Source organism: Curvibacter sp. GW821-FHT09D12, from assembly GCF_059416245.1.
The window spans coordinates 110,167-128,264 of sequence record NZ_JBWKOU010000011.1; the positions used below are offsets into that span (position 1 = coordinate 110,167).

Below are 18,098 nucleotides of genomic sequence, written 5' to 3' on the forward strand. Positions count from 1 at the left end.
TCACCTCGTTGGAATGGACCCGAGGCATTCAACCCCAGTTATTTCATTTAACGGAATATTTTATAAATATCTTCTGTTTAATGGAATATCCCATTGTTTCGGGCCCGGGTATTGCAATAGATTGAAAAAAGAACGAGCGACTTTCCAGCTTCCACTCTTCATCGACGCCGATGCCCCCGGGCATCTGCTGAAAGGCTTTCACGATGTCCTTTTTGCAACTGCACGACCTGTGCAAAAACTACGGCGCCACCCGGGCCGTGAGTGACCTGAACCTGCAGGTGGAGCAAGGCGAATTCGTTTCGCTGCTCGGCCCTTCGGGCTGCGGCAAGACCACCACCTTGCAGATGATTGCCGGCATCGAGGCGGTCAGCAGCGGCCGCATCGTGCTGGATGGCCAGGACATCACCCACACCAAGACCAGCAGCCGCGGCCTGGGCATCGTGTTCCAGACCTACGCCCTGTTTCCGCACATGACTGTGGCCGAGAACGTGGGCTTTGGCCTGGAGATGCGGCACTGCCCCAAGGCCGAACGCGATCAGCGCGTCGCCGAAGCCCTGGCCCTGGTGCGGCTGGACCAGCATGGCCTACGCTACCCGCGCCAGTTGTCGGGCGGGCAGCGCCAGCGCGTGGCGCTGGCGCGTGCCCTGGTGATCCGCCCGCCAGTGCTGCTGCTCGACGAGCCCCTGTCCAATCTGGACGCCAAGCTGCGCGAAGAGATGCAGTTCGAGCTGCGCCGCATCCAGCGCCAGGTGGGCACCACCACGGTGATGGTCACCCACGACCAGTCGGAGGCCCTGTCCGTGAGCGACCGGGTGGTGGTGATGGAGGCTGGGCGCATCACCCAGGTCGACCACCCCGAAGCGGTGTACGAGCACCCGGGCAACCGCTTCATTGCCACCTTTGTGGGCAAGGCCAATCTGATTCCGGCCCAGGTGGTGGCCGGCGAGCACGGCCCTGAGATCAGCCTGGGCCCCTTGCAACTGGCGGTGCCGGGCCTGCGCCAGACGCCGGGCACCGGCGTGCTGGTGGGCCTGCGCCCCGAAAAGCTGCGCCTGTGCGCGCCCGGCCAAGGCCGGCTGGGCGCCAAGGTGCTGGAGCGCTTCTTTCTGGGCAGCCAGTGGATGTACCGACTGAACAGCGCCCTGGGGGAATTGCTGCTGCTGGCGCCCAACGATGGTGGCAGCCCCCTGGCCGTGGGCGCTGACGCAGGCATCGACTGGCCACTGCATGTGACCCGGGTGCTGGAAGCCTCGGGCGCCGCCGCCGCGCTGACAGCCACTGAGGCCATGGCATGAAAAAGCCCGTCCCCTGGCTGCTCAGCGGGCCCGCGCTGTGTCTGTTCGCCACGCTGCTGGTCACGCCGCTGTTGCTGACCGCCGTGCTCTCGTTCAACGGCTTTGACTACGCCACCGGCGTGAAAGAGGGTGAGTACACCCTGGCCCATTACGCCCACCTGTTCAGCGACAGCTATTACCTGGGCATTTTCTGGCGCACCTTCTGGATGGCGGGGCTGACCACCCTGATCTGCATGGCCGTGGGCGCGCCCCAGGCCTATGTGCTGAGCCGCATGGGCAGCCCCTGGCGCTCGATCCTGTTGCTGGTGGTGCTGGCGCCGCTGCTGGTGTCGGTGGTGGTGCGGGCCTTTGGCTGGTCGATGCTGCTGGGCCCTGAAGGCCTGGTCAACCAAGCCTTGATGGCCCTGGGCCTGGGCCGCGTCAAGCTGCTGTACACCGAGGCGGCCGTGGTGATCGCCCTGGTGCATGTGATGCTGCCCTTCATGGTGATCCCGGTCTGGACCTCGCTGCAAAAGCTCGACCCCAGCGTGGAGCATGCCGCCGCCTCGTTGCAGGCCAGTCCCTTCACCATCGTGCGCCGCATCGTGCTGCCCCAGGTGATGCCCGGCATCCTGTCGGGCAGTCTGATCGTGTTCGGCCTGTCGGCCAGCTCGTTCGCCATCCCGGGCCTGCTGGGCGGGCGGCGGCTCAAGATGGTGGCCACCATCGTCTACGACGAATACCTGCACGAACTGAACTGGCCCCAGGGCGCGGCGGTGGCCCTGACCCTGCTCGTGGCCAACCTGATCGTGATGCTGAGCTACAACCGACTGGTTGAGCGCCGTTACCAGAAAGCCTTGGGGTGAATCCGCCATGAGTACCACTGCAAACCTCAATGCCTCCGGGCGCATCCCGGGCAAAAATGGCCCCCTGGCCCTGCTGTTCAACGCCCTGGTGGTCAGCTTCATGCTGGCCCCGCTGCTGATCGTCTGTGTGGTCGCCTTCACGCCCGAGAACACCCTGACCCTGCCCCGCCACGGCCTGTCGCTGCGTTGGTTCAAGGCCGTGTTCGAGCACCCCGACTTTGTGGCCTCGTTCTGGAACAGCCTGTGGCTGGCCCTGGGCTCGGCCACGCTGTCCACCGTGCTGGCCGTGCCCGCTGGCCTGGCGCTCACGCGCTACACCTTTCGAGGCCGGGAGCTGATCAACGCGCTGTTCCTGTCGCCGCTGATCATTCCCCACCTGGTGCTGGGTGTGGCCCTGCTGCGCCTGTCCAGCCTGGTGGGTGCCGCGGGCAGCTTCGGCTTTCTGCTGCTCGCGCATGCCCTGGTGGTGACGCCCTATGTGTTGCGCCTGGTGCTGGCCTCGCTGGTGGGCTTTGACCGCAGCATCGAGCAGGCCGCGCTGTCGCTGGGGGCCTCGCCCTGGCGCAGTTTTGTGCGCATCACCCTGCCCATGATCCTGCCCGGGGTGAGCGGTGGCTGGCTGCTGGCCTTCATCAACAGTTTTGATGAGGTCACGTTGTCGATCTTTGTCACCTCACCGTCCACCGTCACGCTGCCGGTGCGCATGTACATGTACGCCACCGAATCCATCGACCCGCTGATGGCGGCCGTGTCGGCCCTGATGGTGGGGCTGACCGCCATTGCCATGCTGGTGCTGGACCGCCTCTACGGCCTCGACAAAGTGCTGGTCGGAGGTCACCGATGAACCCCCATGCCCTGAAGAAGAGCGGCCCCGGCCTGTTGCACCGCGTGGCCGAAACCGGCCGCACCCCGCTGACCGTGCAGGTGGATGGCCAGCCCGTGCAGGCCCTGGCCGGCGACACCGTGCTGACCGCCATCCTGCAGCACCAGGCCTCCTTGCGCCACAACGAGTTCAGCGGCCAGCCGCGAGCCGGTTTCTGCCAGATGGGTGCCTGCCAGGACTGCTGGGTGCGCACGCCAGAAGGCCAGCGCCTGCGCGCCTGCACCACCCTGGTCAGCCCTGGTCTGAGCGTGCTGACCCATGCCGAGGAGAGCCCGCTGTGAACGCCCCTCGCCTTCAACCCGACCCCAAGGCCCCCGTGGTGATCGTGGGCGCCGGCCCCGCCGGCATCCGCGCCGCCCAGACCCTGGTCGCCCATGGCCTGAGGCCGATCCTGATCGATGAAGCCGCACGAGGCGGCGGCCAGATCTACCGGCAGCCCCCGGCAGGGTTCTCTCGCCCGCCCGAAGCCCTGTATGGCTTCGAGGCCGGCCGCGCCCGCGCCGTGCATGCGGCCTGGCAAGCGCTGCTGCCCCGGGTGGACTACCGCCCCGAACAATTGGTGTGGAACGCTGGCCCGGGCTGGCTCGACGTGCTGCAAGGCGAGCGCAGCCAGCGCCTGGCCTGGTCGCAACTGGTGGTGGCCACCGGCGCCACCGACCGCGTACTGCCCCTGCCAGGCTGGACGCTGCCCGGCGTCTACACCCTGGGCGGGGCCCAGGTGGCCTTGAAATACCAGGGCTGCAGCATCGGGCAGCGCGTGCTGCTGACCGGTACCGGCCCCCTGCTCTACCTGGTGGCCTACCAGATCGCCAAGGCCGGCCGCGCCCACGGTGTGCAGGTGGCCGGGGTGCTCGACACGGCCGGCTGGGCCGGCAAGATCGCCGCGCTGCCCGCCTTGCTGAACCAGCCCGCCACCCTGGCCAAGGGGCAGTACTTTCTGGCCTGGCTGCTGGCCCATGGGGTGCCGGTGCACTGGGGCGTGCGGCCTTTGCAGATACTGGGCAGCGAGCGCGTCGAAGGCCTGCGCTGGCAGGATCGCCAGGGCCGCGAGCACAGCACCGCAGCCGACGGTCTGGCCCTCGGCCATGCCCTGCGCTCGGAGACCCAATTGGCCGATCTGCTGGACTGCCGCTTTGAATTCAACGCCCTGAACCGGGCCCACCTGCCGGTGCGCGACGCCGCCGGGCGCAGCAGCGTGGCGGGCGTGTACCTGGCCGGCGATGGTGCCGGCATCCAGGGCGCTGATGCGGCCGAATGGGCTGGCGAGCGCGCCGCCCTGGCCCTGTTGGAAGACCGCCAGGGCTTGGCCCCGGGCCCGCGCAGCCGCGCGCTCGACGCCAAGCTGGCCGGCATCGCACGCTTCCGCCAGGGGCTGGAGACCGCCTTCCCCTTCCCCACCGATTGGGCGGCGCACGCCCCCGATGAGCTGGTGGTGTGCCGCTGCGAAAACATCACGGCAGGCGAGTTGCGCCAGCAGGTCAAAGACACCGGCGCCCCCGAGTTGAACCGCCTCAAGGCGCTCAGCCGCGTCGGCATGGGCCGTTGCCAGGGCCGCATGTGTGGCGTGGCCGCCGCCGAGATCCTGGCCCACGCCAGCGGTCAGCCCATCGAACAGGTGGGCCGGCTGCGCGCCCAGGCCCCCATCAAACCCCTGCCCCTGATGGCCCAGGCCAGCCAGCTTGGGCCAGACCCAGCCCCGGAGACCGACTGATGCAGACCCTTGATTGCGATGTGCTGGTGGTGGGGGGCGGCATTGTGGGCAGCTCGGCGGCGCTGGCGCTGGCCCGCATGGGCAGCCAGGTGGTGCTGATCGAACGCGATCTGTGTGGCTCGCGCTCCAGCGGTGTCAACTTTGGCGGTGTGCGGCGGCAGGGCCGGCCCATGAATCAATTGCCCTTGGCCCAGCGGGCCCACGGCATCTGGGGTCGCCTGCCCGAACTGATCGGCAGCGACGGCGAATACCAGCGCAGCGGGCACCTCAAACTGGCCCGCAGCGAGGCCGATCTGGCCGCGCTGGAACGCTATCGCGAGCAAAGCGCCGCATTTGACCTGGGCCTGCAGGTGTTGGGCCGGTCAGAGGTACATCGCCGCTGGCCCTGGCTGGGCGAGGTGGCGGTGGGCGGCTCGCTGTGCCCCGAAGACGGGCAAGCCAACCCGCGCCTGGTGTCGCCGGCTTTTGCCCGGGCGGCCGAGCGCGCCGGTGCCCGCGTACTGGAGCGCACCCCACTGATCGCACTGGCCCACGATGGCCAACGCTTTGTGGCCGAGGCCGGCCCCGACGGGCAGACCCACTGGCGTCTGCGCGCGCCCCAGGTGATCAACTGCGCCGGCGCCTGGGCAGGCCAGTTGGCGGCCCAGTTCGGCGAGCCTGTGCCCCTGGTTTCGGGCCACCCAGCCATGGCTGTGACCGAGCCCCTGCCCTTTTTTGCCCCGGTCAGCCTGGGCGTGGAGGGCGGCGGCATCTATGGCCGCCAGGTGCGGCGGGGCAACTTTGTGTTGGGCGGCGGCTCGGGCCTGGCCCTGGACGGCCAGCGCGCCCGCAGCAGCAGTGAGGCCCTGCTCAAGCTGACCCAGCAGGCCATCGAACTGCTGCCCGCACTGCGCGGCGCCCACATCATCCGTACCTGGAGCGGCACCGAGGGCTACCTGCCCGACCGCCAGCCCGTGCTGGGTCCCAGCCACCAGCGCAGCGGCCTGTGGCATGGCTTCGGCTTTGCCGGCGCCGGTTTCCAGATCGGCCCGGCGGCCGGCGAGGTGCTGGCCGAGCTGGTGCACCAAGGCCACAGCAGCACCCCGCTCGAGGGCTTTGACATCGCCCGTTTCCAGCCCGCCACGGCGGCCCTGGCCTGATCACCCCTGCCTTTTCATTCACCGACCTTCCCCCAACCAGCCAACAAGGACCACAGCATGAAAACCACCCCCTCTGTGCAAGCAAGCCGTTTCAGCCGCCTGGCCTGGGCCAGCGCCGCCCTGTGCGCCGCCACCTTGGGCAGCCACGCCATGGCCGACACCAAAACCCTTTACATCGGCATGAACGGGGGCCAGATGGAGAAGGCCTACACCCAGTACGTCTTCCCGGCCTTCGAAAAGGCCTATGGCGCCAAGGTGGTGGTGGTGCCGGGCACCTCGTCCGACATCCTGGCCAAGGCCCAGGCCAACAAGGACAAGCCCCAGATGCATGTGATGTTTCTAGACGACGGCATCATGGCGCGGGCCATCAACATGGGCCTGTGCGAGAAACAGCGTGACACCCCGGTGCTGAAAGACATCTACCCCGCCGCCCGCCTGAAGAACGACATGGCCACCGGCGTGAGCCTGGGCATGACCGGCCTGGCCTACAACAAGAAGATGTTCACCGAAAAGGGCTGGGCTGCGCCCACCTCATGGATGGACCTGGCCGACCCCAAGTACAAGGGCAAGGTGGTGTTCCAGTCGATGCCATCCTCCACCTTCGGGCTGCACGGCTTCTTGATGTTCAACCGCATCCAGGGCGGTACCGACAAAAACGTCGAACCCGGCTTCAAAGCCTGGGCCAACACCATCGGCCCCAATGTGCTCGAGTACATCCCCAGCTCGGCCAAGATCTCTGAAATGGTGCAGACCGGCGAGGCCGCGCTGTTCCCCCTCACCCCCACCGCCGTCGCCGGGCTCAAGGCCAAGGGCATTCCGGTGGAATACGCCCAGCCCAAAGAGGGCTCCGTGGTGCTGATGGTGGCCCAGTGCGTGATCGCCAAGAACAGCGAGCCCGAACTGGCCCAGAAGCTGACCGAGTTCCTGCTGTCGCCCCTGGCCCAGGCCAATGTGCTGCAGTTTGGCGACCAGATCCCCACCAACCCCAAGGCACCGGTGGTGGGCAATGGGGTGGAACAGGTCAAGCTGATCAACGGCTACATGAAAAACGCCATCACCGTGGACTGGGACGCCATCAACGAACAGCGCCCGGGCTGGAACAGCCGGTGGAACAAGACGATCGAGCGTTGATACAGCTGGGTGACTGGAGCCATGGCGGGGCTCCAGCGACCCAAGGACTTACAAGGCCTCGGGCCATGAGCGCGAATCACGCCAAGGGACGATGTCCCATGGGTGCCGGCCTCCGCGGCCACCGGAGATGACGCCTTGCAGAAACGCTGAACACCTTCGGTCGCGATGGGTCGAGGCTTCAAACCTGTGGGCCGGCCCATCGGTTGATCCCAGAGGGGACCTGGATCAAACGAGCATCATCGTCAACACGCCTAGACCCATTGGAGCCGTTCAAGAATGCGTGCCTGGCCGACCCGTACGCTACCCACTTCCCCAATGATCGCCTCTGACAGGCGTTGGCAAGCCACGCCGTGCGCTGGCCAAATAAAAGATGGCCGACTTGATTTCGTAGTCTGTCAGAGACGCGTACCCCGGCCCCCGCCGGCTGCTTGCAGCTCATCCGCGTATCAACGTGGAGTTGGCGTTGCCGCTGTTCCTCATCACGCTGACGGGCCAGTACATGCCCGGCATGCTCGTGCTGCGCAACGACGGCTTCAAGACCAACGCCAACCCTGTCGTGGCAACGCCAGGCCTGGGATCGCCGTTGATGGCGCCGTTTGGCTCGCATGCCTTCAACATTGCCGCCATCACGGCGGCGATTGCGACAGGCCGTGAGGCGCATGTGGCGCTGCTTGCCAGCGCGCTGGCCTGCGCCCCCGGCAAACGGGCAAACGGGCAAACGGCAACGGCATGCAAAGGTGCTGCTTCAAAGGCCCGACGGGGTGTTCGCTCGACACGGCGTTGGCTGTGGTGAGGGTCAAACCCCAATCGCAATGCGGGTCCTTGTGGTGGCTTTATTTGCCTGTTCGCGGTGAGGTGCAGTGGCTGATCCACCAATGCACAGTCAGATGTGGCGATCGAGGGGCCCCACCTGGCCGAAGCCGATTAATTCCGTTTTTTGGTGACCGATGATTTGAATACGTCAACACCGTTGAAGTACTTTTCCGCCATTTGTTCCGCTGATGAACTTAAATTGATCAAATCAGAACATTCAACAAGGGAAATAATTTTTTCCACCCTAAAAGTTGCCAACGATGTTTTCTTTTGGTAAAAACTCACTCTGATCACATTTGTGATGAGTCACACCAGAAATCACCAACCGAACTTACCGTCCAGACAAACGTCGATTTTCACTGTCTTTCCGAGTACCTGCCAGACTCTTAAAAAGAATAGTGTTAAACGGCATTGAACCATTAAATTCTGAACACACGCCAATCTTTGATTGGCTGAGGTGGATGGGGAATTGCATGTCAATCGCCATCAAAAACACCCCTGAATCAAAACCATCAGCAATGGTTATTTTTTATTAGCTCTTGGATGCAGATAAATCATGAAGAAAACTTTTAATCGTGCTCTGTTTGCGGGCTTTTTCACCTTGATCAGTGCCTCTGCATTTGCCACCACAGCGCTCACGGGGTTCAGCAGCACCAGCAGCGCTGCCAGCGGTGTAGGTGACGTGACGATCACATTCACAACGACAGACGCCAATTTTGGCGGGGCTCCAAACGGTGGTTGGTATGTTTCGCTGCAATTGCCTGCAGGGATGACCACAGGCAGTACCTACGCAACCGAAGCAAACTGTGCTGTGAATGCGGTCAATTTTTCACCCGTCCCTCCCGTCACGCCACGATGCGCATTGAGCGCGGGAGGTTCTTTGTACGTCGCCAACACCAACCCCGGCACCTCCCATGTCATGGGTGCAGGAACGTACACCATCACGATTCACAATGTGACCAACCCCAGCACACCCGGGACCTATTCTTTGCAATCGCTGTCCGACTACGATGCCAACACAGGTGCGGTGATTTCAAACGCCACGGCGCTGAGTAATTTCAATGTCGTCATCGCTGCTGCAGCTTCTTCCATCCCGACACTCTCCGAATATGGCATGGCGGTTCTCTCCTGTCTGATGGCCCTCCTCTTTTTCAAACGGAAAAATCTGGCGCCTCGATCAAACCCAAACAAATCCTCGATTGCCTGAACCTGAAAATCATCTTGATCTGAAGACGGGCTGTCATTTTCTTTCTGCCCGTCGACGGGCAGTCTGAGCGGTGGGGTTGCAGGCCATCGAGATGTGTCGCACCCTCAACGGGCTCGGACATCTACAGCCCCTCACGCTGAGTTACACCCAGATGTGCATCCGTCAAAACGGCGAGATAGCCTGCCGACTTGGCTTGATCACCGGGCCCTCACCGCGGCAAAAGCGCGTGCGCGGCATCACCTCAACTCCATTTTTTTGCAAGAGGCCCGGACGGGCTTCAAGCCCCCCAGGGCAAGCGGAAGCCCCTCCACGACGACAGAACGACGTCTTCGGCTCACGGTTTGCACCCAGCAGAATTTCTCAGGGCACCGGCCCCAAGATGTTGGGTGACCGGATCTGGGCACCCTGCCAGGCATGAGTTAAGCTCGCCAGCCCCGCCTCACCCGCCCAGACCTCACCATGTCCACGCCCCCTGCCCCTCCAGCCCAGCGCCACAACCCCTTGCATGGGCTGACCCTGGAGGCCATCGTCACCGCGCTGGTCGATTTTTACGGCTGGGACGAGTTGGCCCACCTGGTGCCCATCCGCTGCTTTGCGCTCAACCCCAGCGTCAAGTCGAGCCTGACCTTTTTGCGCAAGACGCCCTGGGCGCGTGAAAAGGTCGAAAGCCTTTACCTGTTCATGCTGCGTGAGCAGCGCCGCGCCGGTCAAACTGGCGACTGAGGCGCTGCGGCACCCCCTCAATCAAGCCTCGGGGCCGTGGTCCAGATAGGCCGACACACGCTCGCCCCAGCGCTCTTCCGGAAAGTAATCCCACACGGCATGGTGCTGGGTGGCCCAGTTGTCCCAGAACAACAGGGTGCCGGGTTCCCACTTCACACGCACCTGGAAGGCCAGGTTGCGCTCGATGTGGCGGTACAGTTGCTGCAACACAGACTGGCTCTCGTGGCGGCTGAGCTGCACGATGTGTGAGGTGAAGGCCTCGTTCACGTACAGGAACTTCTGCCCGGTGAAGGGATGGCGCGCCACCACTGGGTGCTCGGTGGCCGGAAAGGCCTTGCCGGGCTCGGGTTGGCTGCCGTAGCCGGCCGTCCAGGCGGTCGAGCCATCGTGCACCGCGGTCAAGCCGTCAAGAAAGGCCTTGTAGGGCGCCGACAGCGACTCATAGGCCAGCACCAGGTTGGCAAAGGCCGTGTCGCCGCCCCCCGACTCGGGCAGGCGCGTGACATGCAAAAAAGAACCCCAGATGGGGTTGGCATCGCACGACACATCGTGGTGCCAGGCGTCGCCGGCGGTGAAGCGCGACTGCGGCCCGGTGCGCCAGGCCAGCACCTCGGGGTCGTCGGTGCCGCCGGCCACGGCGCGACTCTTGGCCAACAAATGGCGGTGCAACGTGCCAAAGCGGCGTGCAAAGCGCTTGTGCGACGCCAAATCCAAGGTCTGCCCGCGGAAGGCCAGCACCAGGTTCTCGCCGATGGCGCGGCGGATCTCGGCCAACTGCTCGTCAGGCAGGTCGCGTGACAGGTCCACACCCTGGATCTCGGCACCGATCGTGGGTGCCAGGCGCGTCAGCTTGAAGGTCTTGTAGGGTGCGCGGGGCAGTGCATGCCAGGCTTCGATGGCCTGCTTGTCGTTGAAGTCTTGGTAGAAGCTCATGGTGTTTGCTCGGTCTGGAAATGGTTCAACAGGGATGGATCACCGGAGCACAGCGGGCCTTTGCATGCGCTGCCTACCCCCGGTTCGAGCCGAATCTAGCGCCGCGCCTGCATCGAACTTCGACCCATTTCAGATAAGAAAAAGTGATTCCGGCCAGATCTTGAAAGCTTGAGAAATCGCAAAAGACGCGCTGCGCCCGAGCACCCGAGCCTTGTCGCTGATCAAGGGCCCATTCCCCGCTCTATGGCTGGGCTGTGCCCAGACCCCTGCGCCCCCGCGCCGCGCCCATGCTTTCGGCATCGCCTCTGGCCCGTTGTAACGGGTCATTGCACCTGTCTGCGCGGCGGGCCCGGTGAGTTCACCTACACTCGCCGGCAAACCCTGCGCCGGAGCAGGGCGGCTGACAGCCATCCCAAGGCCGCTGAGCTCGCCTTCCCCCTGCCAAACCCGTCACCATGCACGCCCTCATCCCGAGTTCATTTTTTGCCCTGATCGATGCCGACCTGGCTCAGGTCGGCACGCTGATCCAGCAACGTCTCAACACCGATGTGGCCTTGATTGCCTATGCGGCACGGCACATCGCCCAATCACCCGAACAGCGCGTACGCCCTGCCCTGGCGCTGGTCTGTGCCCAGGCCTTGGGAGACCGAGGGGCACGCCAGCAGGTGCTGGCGGCAGCCGTCGAACTGATCCACGCCGCACTGGCCCTGCACCATGAGGTAGACCTGCCCGCCGAAGAGGCCCCTGCCGGCCTGGGCAATGCACCGAGCGTGCTGCTGGGCGATCTGCTCTACACCGGGGCCTTCCGGGCCATTGTGGAGTTGGGCGACATGCGCGTACTGCGCGTGCTGGCAGATGCCACCAACCAGGTGGCCGAGGGCTCGGTGATGTACCAGCAGACCTACCAGACCCCGGATCCCCCAGCTCAGTCGGATGACGCCGGTGACCGGCACCAGCGCATCACCCAGGCCCGGACGGCCTCGCTGTTCGAGGCCGGGGCACGCTGCGCCGCCATTCTGGCCGGTGCCCCGCCCGAGGTTGAAGCCGCCCTGGCTGCCTATGGCCAAAGCTGGGGCCTGGTGTGGCAACTGAACCGCGAAAGCCGGCCTGATCTGGCGCCCCCCGGCCGCCCGGCCCGACTGACCCAAGCCGCCCTGGCCGCCGCCCTGGCGCGGGCGCAGGCGGCACTGAACCAGGCCAAACAAGGGCTCAGCCTGCTGCCCGAATCGCCCTGCCAGCAGGCACTGCTGGCCGACAGCGCGCTGGCTTGAACGGCAGGCCAAGGGCCTCCCACGCTGCGCCCTGGGTCACGTCATTGCCCTCCGGCGGGTTTTGAGTGACAAACATATAATTGGCATCCCAATCATTTTGTGAGATGCCCGGCCTGCGCGAACCGGCCTGCCCAAGGTGGCGCGGGGCCCATCGCGCTGCCATGGCAGCACTTCATGCCTTCATCCGACAAGCCGGCACGTGCCGTGTTCGGTGCCTTGGTGTCTTCCACGGCACGCCAATGGCGCCGGGCCATCAATCGCCAATTGCAACCCCTCGGCCTGACCGAAGCCACCTGGCTCCCGCTGTGGCATGTGGCGCGTGCCAGCCAGCCCATGCGCCAAAAGGACCTGGCTGCCCTGCTCTCACTGGACACCTCGTCCGTGGTGCGCCTGCTGGACGAGCTACAAGCCACCGGCCTGATCGAGCGCCGCGAGGGCGAAGACCGACGTGCCAAGATCCTGCACGTGACACCGGCAGGCCAGGCCATCGTCGCTCAGGTCGGGCGCCAGACCGAACAAGTGCGCGCCACCCTGCTGGCCGGCATTGACGACAGCGCCCTGAACACGGCCGTGCAGGTGCTGGAGCAGGTGTTGAGCACCCTGGCCGCGCTCGATGGGGGCGAGGCCGCTGAAACCGCCGAGGATGCCTGACGTGCACCGCCCCCTGCCCCCCTTGTGGCTGCTGGTGCTGATCACGTTCAGCGGCACGGTGGCCATGCACATCTTCGTGCCCGCCCTGCCCCAGGCGGCCCTCAGCCTGAACGCCGAACCAGGCCCCATTCAGCTGACGATCAGCCTGTACATCCTGGGCCTGGCCGTGGGCCAGCCCATCTACGGGCCCCTGTCCGACAGTTACGGGCGCCGACCGGTGCTGATGGTGGGTCTGGCCCTGTTCACGCTGGGGGGGCTGCTGTCGCTTTGGGCCCCGGATGTCCGCCTGCTGGCGGCCGCACGCTTTGTGCAGGCCCTGGGCGGCTGCGCTGGTCTGGTGCTGGGCCGGGCGATCGTGCGCGACAGCTCAGGCATGACGCAATCGGTGCGGCGCCTGGCCATGATCAACCTCATCACCATGATCGGCCCCGGCCTGGCCCCGCTGCTGGGCCAGACGGTGAGCGACTGGCTGGGCTGGCGCTTCATCTTTGTGCTGCTGATCGGGCTGGGCCTGCTCAACCTGTTGCTGACCTGGCGCATCCTGCCCGAGACCGGCGAGCCCAGCGGGCAATTCCGTCCAGCCAAGCTGCAGCGCGACTACGGGCGGCTGCTCAGTTCACGCCCCTACATGGCCCTGGCCATCGGCGGCGGCTGTGCCACCACTTCGATTTATGCGTTTCTGGCCTCGGCGCCCTTCATCTTTGTGCAAGAGATGCACCGGCCACCGCACGAAGTGGCTCTGTACCTGGGCCTGCTGGTGGCCGGGCTCTCACTGGGCAACGCCCTGGCCAGCAGGCTGATCGGCCGCGTGAGTGTGGAGCACCTGATGTTGCGCGCCAATGCGCTCAGCCTGGCCAGCGCCGTGCTGCTGTTGGCCGTGCTGCTGGCCGGCCTTTTGCAATGGTGGCTGGTGCTGGCCCTGCTGCTGATGTTCAACGTAGGCGCCGGCATGACCAGCCCTGCGGCGCTGACCCGCACTCTGAGCGTGCACCCTGACCTGGTGGGCTCGGCCGCCGGGCTGTACGGCGCCATTCAGATGATGGTGGGTGCCTTGTGCACCGCAGCCGTGGGGTTGGGGCACGACCCCGCCCTGGCCATGGCCACGGTGCTGATCGTGGCCAGCATCGTCAGCCAGCTGGGTTTTCGGGATGCGCTGGGCCGGCCGCAGCGCTGACCCTGCGCCGGCAAGGGCCGCAGGCCTGCGCGAAAATGGCACCATGCCCAGCCCACAGCCCCCCAGCAACGATCCCATGCCCACCCCGCCCGTGCAGCCTGAACTCGAGGCTTGCTGCGGCAATGGCTGTGACCCCTGCATTTTTGACCTGCACGATCTGGCCATGGACGATTACCGTCAGGCTCTGCGGGCCTGGCAGGCGCGCCAGCCACAGCCCCCACAGGCCTGAAACCGGACGCGCCCTGGGCACGCACTTGTGGCAGATTTGCAGCACGTGCAAGCCCCCGTGTTCGCCTGAAGGAAAGCAAACCGGGAAAATCACACGCTGATCTGCATTTTGGTTACATTAAGTAACAGCAGTTCAGACCCGTCCTCCGACGAAGACGAGGCCTGAACGCGCCAAATACGAAATCTGACTGATCCATGCCGATTTTGCGCGATGTTGCCGACGACCTGACGGTGAGACGAGTCGAAATCCTGGTCTCTCAATCCCGTTTGGGTACCTTGGCAGCGTTGTGCCTGTGCGGCCTGTTTGGCTTCACCCTGGTGGAGCAGGTGGGCTGGGCTGCCTACGGCAGCTGGTATGCGGTGGTGGCCGGTGGTTACCTGTTGCGGCAGTGGTATTACCACATGCACCTGCGCCGGCAGGGCCCTACACCAGACACGCTGAACACCATGGCAGCCATCAACACGGTCACGGGTACCCTGGCGGTGTCTTGCCTGCCCTTGTTCTCGGGCTCCCTGAGCATTGTCGACCTGGCCTTGCTGTCGGCCCTGGTGGTGGGTTGGGCGGCCGTCTCGGTCACGGTGTTGTCGGCCAGGCCGCGCATCTATGGTGTTTTTCTGATCCTGAGCCTGGGTTCCGTGCTGTATGCGTGGCAGGGGCATGTTCAGCTCCACGCCTTGCTGACCCTGGCGGCCAGCCTGTTCTTCGGCGGTGTCTTGCTGCTCAACGTGTGCCGGATGATGGAGCGCCAGCAGCGGTCTGAGTTCGAGCACCAGAAAGCCATCACAGACAGCCTGACTCAGTTGCCCAACCGCGAAGGCATCCGTGCCGATGGCGATGCCAACCTGCGCCAGGGCAATGACCAATTGGTCCTAGTGCTGGACCTGGACCGCTTCAAGGCCATCAACGACGCGCTGGGCTATGAATTTGGCGATGCCGTGTTGATCGAGGCAGCCCGGCGTCTGCACAGCATCCCCGGGGTCAAGGTGGGGCGGCTGCATGCCTCCCAGTTCTGCCTGCTGACCTCCAGCAATGCCGAGACCAGTTCACTGATCGAGCAGGTTCACGCCCGGTTTGCCGACCCCCTGAACGTGCTCGGCGAGCCGGTGGACATCAGCTTCACCGTGGGCGTGGCGGTGGCGCCCAGGCACGGGCAGAGCATGCAGCACCTGATCCGGGCCGCGGCCATTGCCACCCATGCAGCGCAACGGGTCAACGCCGACTGGCTGACGTTTTCGGACAGCATGGAGTTGAGCTCCCGCGCCGACCTGAGCCTGCTGTCCAAGCTCAAGGACGCGGTGACCCAGAACCAGCTCGAAATGCACCTGCAACCCAAGGTGCGCATCGCCGACGGCAGCATCGAGTCGGCAGAGGCCCTGATCCGCTGGCGGCACCCTGAACGCGGGCTGGTGCCGCCCAGCGAGTTCATTCCCTTTGCCGAACAGACAGGCAGCATCCGCATGCTGACCGAGTGGATGCTCAAGAAGGCCCTGCTGGTCTGCGCACAGCAGCGCGCCTCGGGGCGGCCGATCCAGATCTCGGTCAACATCAGTGCCAGCGACCTGCGCGATGACCGCCTTGGCCGCCAGGCCCAGGAACTGGCGGCCCGCCTGAATGCCAACCCGCAGGACATCCGCTTTGAAGTGACGGAAAGCAGCGTGATGGACGACCCGGACACCGCGCTCAAGCACCTGCATGCCTTGCGCCAGGCAGGTTTCAGCCTGTCCATCGATGACTTTGGCACCGGCTACTCGTCACTGGCCTACCTGCAGAAGATGCCGGTTCAGGAACTCAAGGTGGACCGATCCTTCGTCAAGGGCGTGCAGGTGGGCAGCTCGGCCGAGGTGCTGCTCGACTCGATCTGCACGCTGGCCCACCGCATGGGCCTGAGCATCGTGGCCGAGGGGGTGGAAACCGCCGAAGAGTGGGCCATCGTGAAACGCCTGGGCTGCGAGTACGTGCAAGGCTGGTATGTCACCAAGGCCATGCCTGTGGAAGCGTTCTGGGACTGGCGGCAACTGAACGAGCCGGTGATTCCGCCCGGGCTCTGAGCCCCACCGCAGCCAGCCCCCATCAAACCGATTGCGGCCTTCAGATTCAGGAGCGAACTTGCCCATGACCCCTGTGCGCTACGTCTGCCTGTCGGATCTCCACCTCGGGGCCCCGGACAGCACCCTCACGCAGCTCAATGCTGCCGGCGAATTCGATGCCGGGCACCCCAGCCCCACGTTGCTGCATTTCGCTTCGTCGCTGAGGCGCACCCTGCGCCACCTGGCCCAGGCGGCCCAGGGCCAAGGTCAGGGCCAAAGCCCAACACCGCCCACCCTGGTCCTGCTGGGCGACATCCTGGACCTGGGCATCTCGCCAATGGGCCAGGTGGCGCGCGTGTTCGCCCAGTTCGTCGAGGCCTTGTTCCCCCCGGGCCAGGCGCCCGTGCTGTCCCCCACGGTGCTGTTGGTGCCCGGCAACCATGATCACCACCTGTGGCGCATGGCCCAGGACACCCTGTTTGTCGACGCCCTGCGCCAAGGCCAGACCCATGACGACCTGATCGACCACTCCGAGTACCGCGACCGGCCACCAGGTTCCGAGATTCCCTGCGACATGCTGACCGCCATCCTGCGCCGGCACCTGCCCGACGAGCCCCTGGCCCGAGTGCACATCGCCTACCCCAACCTCTGCCTGATCACGCCCGACCGAAAGCGCGGCGTGGTGCTGCACCACGGCCACTACATCGACCCGACCTACCGGCTGATGAGCACCATCAACGGCCTGATGTCCGGCCAGTCGATGGGCGAGTTGAGCGCCGAGACACTGGAGCAGGAAAACGGCGCCTGGGTCGATTTTCTGTGGTCCGACCTGGGCAGCGCCGGCGATACCGGGCGCGAAGCCTTCTCGCTGTACCAGATCATGAACAACGCCGGGGCCTCGCACGCCTATGCCGACCAGTTCCGCGAGCGGTTGCTGGACCAGGTGGCCACCCAACTCGGCTTCAGCGGCAGCATGCCGCTGTACCAGGGCATCACGCTGCGCCAGTTGGTCGGGGCCCTGATCGAACTCACCCTGACCCGCAACGCCCAGGGCCAGCGCAACAACTTTCTCGACCTATTGCCGCCCGACGACCTGAAGAACCTGCGCGCCTTCATCAGCGGGCCGGCGCTTCATGACCTGCAAGCGGCCCTGCGCTCCGACCCGGCCGCGGTCCAGGCATTGCCCGACTTTGATCTGTCATTCGTCTACGGCCACACCCACAAGCCGTTTCAGCAAGAAGTGGTGATCGAGGGCCTGAACCAGCCGGTGGCCGTCTACAACACCGGCGGCTGGGTGCTGGACCAACCCACCATGACCTTCACCCAGGGGGCTTCGGCAGTGTTCATCAACGAGGCCATGGACGTGGCCGCGCTGCGCCTGTTCAACGACCCCGTGGCCGATCACATGGCGCCCGTGCGGGCCGAAGGCCTGCAGAACTTTCGCGACCGGCACAACCCCTTGCTGAGCGCCTTGCAGGCCGCGGTGGCCGCCACCGAGGCCGACTGGGCGGTCTTCTCAAGTTGCGCGCGCGACAAGCTCGAAGCCCTGGCCGCGGCGGCGCTGAACGCCCGCTCCATGGCCCACCCCTACCAGAAAGGAGCCCGGTCATGATGCGCAGAATCGCCCAGGACATGGGTCAGTGTCTGGGCCAGGGCCAGACACTGCTCCGGCCGTCGTACGAGGTTGTGGTGGTCGGCTCGGGCTATGGTGCCGGCGTGGCCGCCTCACGGCTGGCACGCGCTGGCCGCAAGGTCGCCTTGCTGGAGCGTGGGCTGGAACACCTGCCCGGCGAGTTTCCAGCCTCGCTCAACCAGGCCCGGGAGGCCATGCGGGTGGACACCGCCGGCCAGACCCTCGGCTCGCCCACCGGGCTCTACCAGCTGCACGTGCATGCCGACATGCTGGCCATGGTGGGCAACGGCCTGGGCGGCACCTCCCTGATCAATGCCAACGTGTCACTCGAGGCCGACCCCGAGTTGCTGCGCAGTGCGGCCTGGCCGCAGCCCTTCCGGGATGACCCGCAACTGCTGGCCCCCTACCTGGGGGGGGGGGGGGGGGGGGGGGT

The 18,098-nt window shown here is 65.4% G+C and carries 16 protein-coding genes and 1 pseudogene; 16 read left to right on the forward strand and 1 reads right to left on the reverse strand.

The features are described from left to right. The first annotated feature begins 203 nt into the window (after positions 1–203). The 10 genes and pseudogenes from AC07PT_RS18420 to AC07PT_RS18465 all read left to right on the forward strand — a co-directional run bounded on the left by AC07PT_RS18420 (position 204) and on the right by AC07PT_RS18465 (position 9,747). Positions 204–1,295, forward strand: coding sequence for an ABC transporter ATP-binding protein (locus tag AC07PT_RS18420; RefSeq protein ID WP_494657644.1), 1,092 nt, complete (start codon positions 204–206; stop codon positions 1,293–1,295). Next, positions 1,292–2,140 (forward strand): ABC transporter permease, encoded by an 849-nt coding sequence (locus AC07PT_RS18425; RefSeq protein ID WP_492345778.1) that lies wholly within the window; start codon positions 1,292–1,294, stop codon positions 2,138–2,140. The genes AC07PT_RS18420 and AC07PT_RS18425 overlap by 4 nt, the downstream gene beginning before the upstream one ends. A gap of 7 nt (positions 2,141–2,147) precedes the next feature. Then, complete coding sequence (locus tag AC07PT_RS18430; RefSeq protein WP_494657645.1) at positions 2,148–2,984, forward strand: ABC transporter permease; 837 nt, start codon at positions 2,148–2,150, stop codon at positions 2,982–2,984. Next, the gene (locus AC07PT_RS18435) at positions 2,981–3,304 is read left to right on the forward strand and encodes a (2Fe-2S)-binding protein (protein ID WP_494657646.1); all 324 of its coding nucleotides are present in this window, start codon (positions 2,981–2,983) and stop codon (positions 3,302–3,304) included. Before AC07PT_RS18430 ends, AC07PT_RS18435 begins: the two co-directional genes overlap by 4 nt. Beyond that, positions 3,301–4,734, forward strand: coding sequence for an FAD/NAD(P)-dependent oxidoreductase (locus AC07PT_RS18440; protein ID WP_494657647.1), 1,434 nt, complete (start codon positions 3,301–3,303; stop codon positions 4,732–4,734). The genes AC07PT_RS18435 and AC07PT_RS18440 overlap by 4 nt, the downstream gene beginning before the upstream one ends. Further along, complete coding sequence (locus AC07PT_RS18445) at positions 4,734–5,873, forward strand: NAD(P)/FAD-dependent oxidoreductase (protein WP_494657648.1); 1,140 nt, start codon at positions 4,734–4,736, stop codon at positions 5,871–5,873. Before AC07PT_RS18440 ends, AC07PT_RS18445 begins: the two co-directional genes overlap by 1 nt. Before the next feature lie 57 nt (positions 5,874–5,930). Next, on the forward strand, positions 5,931–7,004 hold the full coding sequence (locus AC07PT_RS18450) for an ABC transporter substrate-binding protein (RefSeq protein ID WP_494657649.1): 1,074 nt from the start codon (positions 5,931–5,933) through the stop codon (positions 7,002–7,004). A 451-nt stretch (positions 7,005–7,455) separates the two neighbouring features. After that, a pseudogene (locus tag AC07PT_RS18455) lies at positions 7,456–7,665 on the forward strand (benzoate/H(+) symporter BenE family transporter); the annotation flags it as partial. A gap of 708 nt (positions 7,666–8,373) precedes the next feature. Beyond that, the gene (locus AC07PT_RS18460) at positions 8,374–9,024 is read left to right on the forward strand and encodes an IPTL-CTERM sorting domain-containing protein (protein ID WP_494657650.1); all 651 of its coding nucleotides are present in this window, start codon (positions 8,374–8,376) and stop codon (positions 9,022–9,024) included. A gap of 459 nt (positions 9,025–9,483) precedes the next feature. Beyond that, positions 9,484–9,747: a VF530 family protein gene (locus AC07PT_RS18465; protein WP_494657651.1), complete on the forward strand. Its 264-nt coding sequence runs from the start codon at positions 9,484–9,486 to the stop codon at positions 9,745–9,747. Positions 9,748–9,768: 21 nt separating this feature from the next. On the opposite strand, the gene AC07PT_RS18470 is transcribed toward AC07PT_RS18465, so the two are convergent. Then, the gene (locus AC07PT_RS18470) at positions 9,769–10,680 is read right to left on the reverse strand and encodes a TauD/TfdA dioxygenase family protein (RefSeq protein ID WP_494657652.1); all 912 of its coding nucleotides are present in this window, start codon (positions 10,678–10,680) and stop codon (positions 9,769–9,771) included. 455 nt (positions 10,681–11,135) lie between these two features. Here AC07PT_RS18470 and AC07PT_RS18475 point away from each other — a divergent pair, with 455 nt between their 5' ends. The 6 genes from AC07PT_RS18475 (at position 11,136) to AC07PT_RS18500 (ending at position 17,644) form a co-directional block, all read left to right on the forward strand. After that, positions 11,136–11,951, forward strand: a complete 816-nt coding sequence (locus AC07PT_RS18475; protein WP_494657653.1) for a polyprenyl synthetase family protein — start codon at positions 11,136–11,138, stop codon at positions 11,949–11,951. A gap of 174 nt (positions 11,952–12,125) precedes the next feature. Beyond that, positions 12,126–12,602 carry a MarR family winged helix-turn-helix transcriptional regulator gene (locus tag AC07PT_RS18480; RefSeq protein WP_492345788.1) on the forward strand — a complete coding sequence of 159 codons (477 nt, stop codon included), beginning with the start codon at positions 12,126–12,128 and terminating at the stop codon, positions 12,600–12,602. Beyond that, positions 12,595–13,776 carry a multidrug effflux MFS transporter gene (locus tag AC07PT_RS18485; protein WP_492345789.1) on the forward strand — a complete coding sequence of 394 codons (1,182 nt, stop codon included), beginning with the start codon at positions 12,595–12,597 and terminating at the stop codon, positions 13,774–13,776. Before AC07PT_RS18480 ends, AC07PT_RS18485 begins: the two co-directional genes overlap by 8 nt. Positions 13,777–13,819: 43 nt before the next feature. Beyond that, entirely contained in the window at positions 13,820–14,005 is a 186-nt protein-coding gene (locus AC07PT_RS18490; protein WP_492345790.1) for an oxidoreductase-like domain-containing protein, read from the forward strand. Positions 14,006–14,199: 194 nt separating this feature from the next. Next, complete coding sequence (locus tag AC07PT_RS18495) at positions 14,200–16,053, forward strand: putative bifunctional diguanylate cyclase/phosphodiesterase (RefSeq protein ID WP_492345791.1); 1,854 nt, start codon at positions 14,200–14,202, stop codon at positions 16,051–16,053. A 64-nt stretch (positions 16,054–16,117) separates the two neighbouring features. Continuing rightward, on the forward strand, positions 16,118–17,644 hold the full coding sequence (locus AC07PT_RS18500; RefSeq protein ID WP_494657654.1) for a metallophosphoesterase: 1,527 nt from the start codon (positions 16,118–16,120) through the stop codon (positions 17,642–17,644). The last annotated feature ends 454 nt before the right edge of the window (positions 17,645–18,098 follow it).

Bases quoted from the DNA above. Each gene is read 5' to 3' on its own strand.
- AC07PT_RS18420 (WP_494657644.1), top strand. From the start codon at position 204: ATGTCCTTTTTGCAACTGCACGACCTGTGCAAAAACTACGGCGCCACC.
- AC07PT_RS18425 (WP_492345778.1), top strand. From the start codon at position 1,292: ATGAAAAAGCCCGTCCCCTGGCTGCTCAGCGGGCCCGCGCTGTGTCTG.
- AC07PT_RS18430 (WP_494657645.1), top strand. From the start codon at position 2,148: ATGAGTACCACTGCAAACCTCAATGCCTCCGGGCGCATCCCGGGCAAA.
- AC07PT_RS18435 (WP_494657646.1), top strand. From the start codon at position 2,981: ATGAACCCCCATGCCCTGAAGAAGAGCGGCCCCGGCCTGTTGCACCGC.
- AC07PT_RS18445 (WP_494657648.1), top strand. From the start codon at position 4,734: ATGCAGACCCTTGATTGCGATGTGCTGGTGGTGGGGGGCGGCATTGTG.
- AC07PT_RS18450 (WP_494657649.1), top strand. From the start codon at position 5,931: ATGAAAACCACCCCCTCTGTGCAAGCAAGCCGTTTCAGCCGCCTGGCC.
- AC07PT_RS18460 (WP_494657650.1), top strand. From the start codon at position 8,374: ATGAAGAAAACTTTTAATCGTGCTCTGTTTGCGGGCTTTTTCACCTTG.
- AC07PT_RS18465 (WP_494657651.1), top strand. From the start codon at position 9,484: ATGTCCACGCCCCCTGCCCCTCCAGCCCAGCGCCACAACCCCTTGCAT.
- AC07PT_RS18470 (WP_494657652.1), bottom strand. From the start codon at position 10,680: ATGAGCTTCTACCAAGACTTCAACGACAAGCAGGCCATCGAAGCCTGG.
- AC07PT_RS18475 (WP_494657653.1), top strand. From the start codon at position 11,136: ATGCACGCCCTCATCCCGAGTTCATTTTTTGCCCTGATCGATGCCGAC.
- AC07PT_RS18480 (WP_492345788.1), top strand. From the start codon at position 12,126: ATGCCTTCATCCGACAAGCCGGCACGTGCCGTGTTCGGTGCCTTGGTG.
- AC07PT_RS18485 (WP_492345789.1), top strand. From the start codon at position 12,595: ATGCCTGACGTGCACCGCCCCCTGCCCCCCTTGTGGCTGCTGGTGCTG.
- AC07PT_RS18490 (WP_492345790.1), top strand. From the start codon at position 13,820: ATGCCCAGCCCACAGCCCCCCAGCAACGATCCCATGCCCACCCCGCCC.
- AC07PT_RS18495 (WP_492345791.1), top strand. From the start codon at position 14,200: ATGCCGATTTTGCGCGATGTTGCCGACGACCTGACGGTGAGACGAGTC.
- AC07PT_RS18500 (WP_494657654.1), top strand. From the start codon at position 16,118: ATGACCCCTGTGCGCTACGTCTGCCTGTCGGATCTCCACCTCGGGGCC.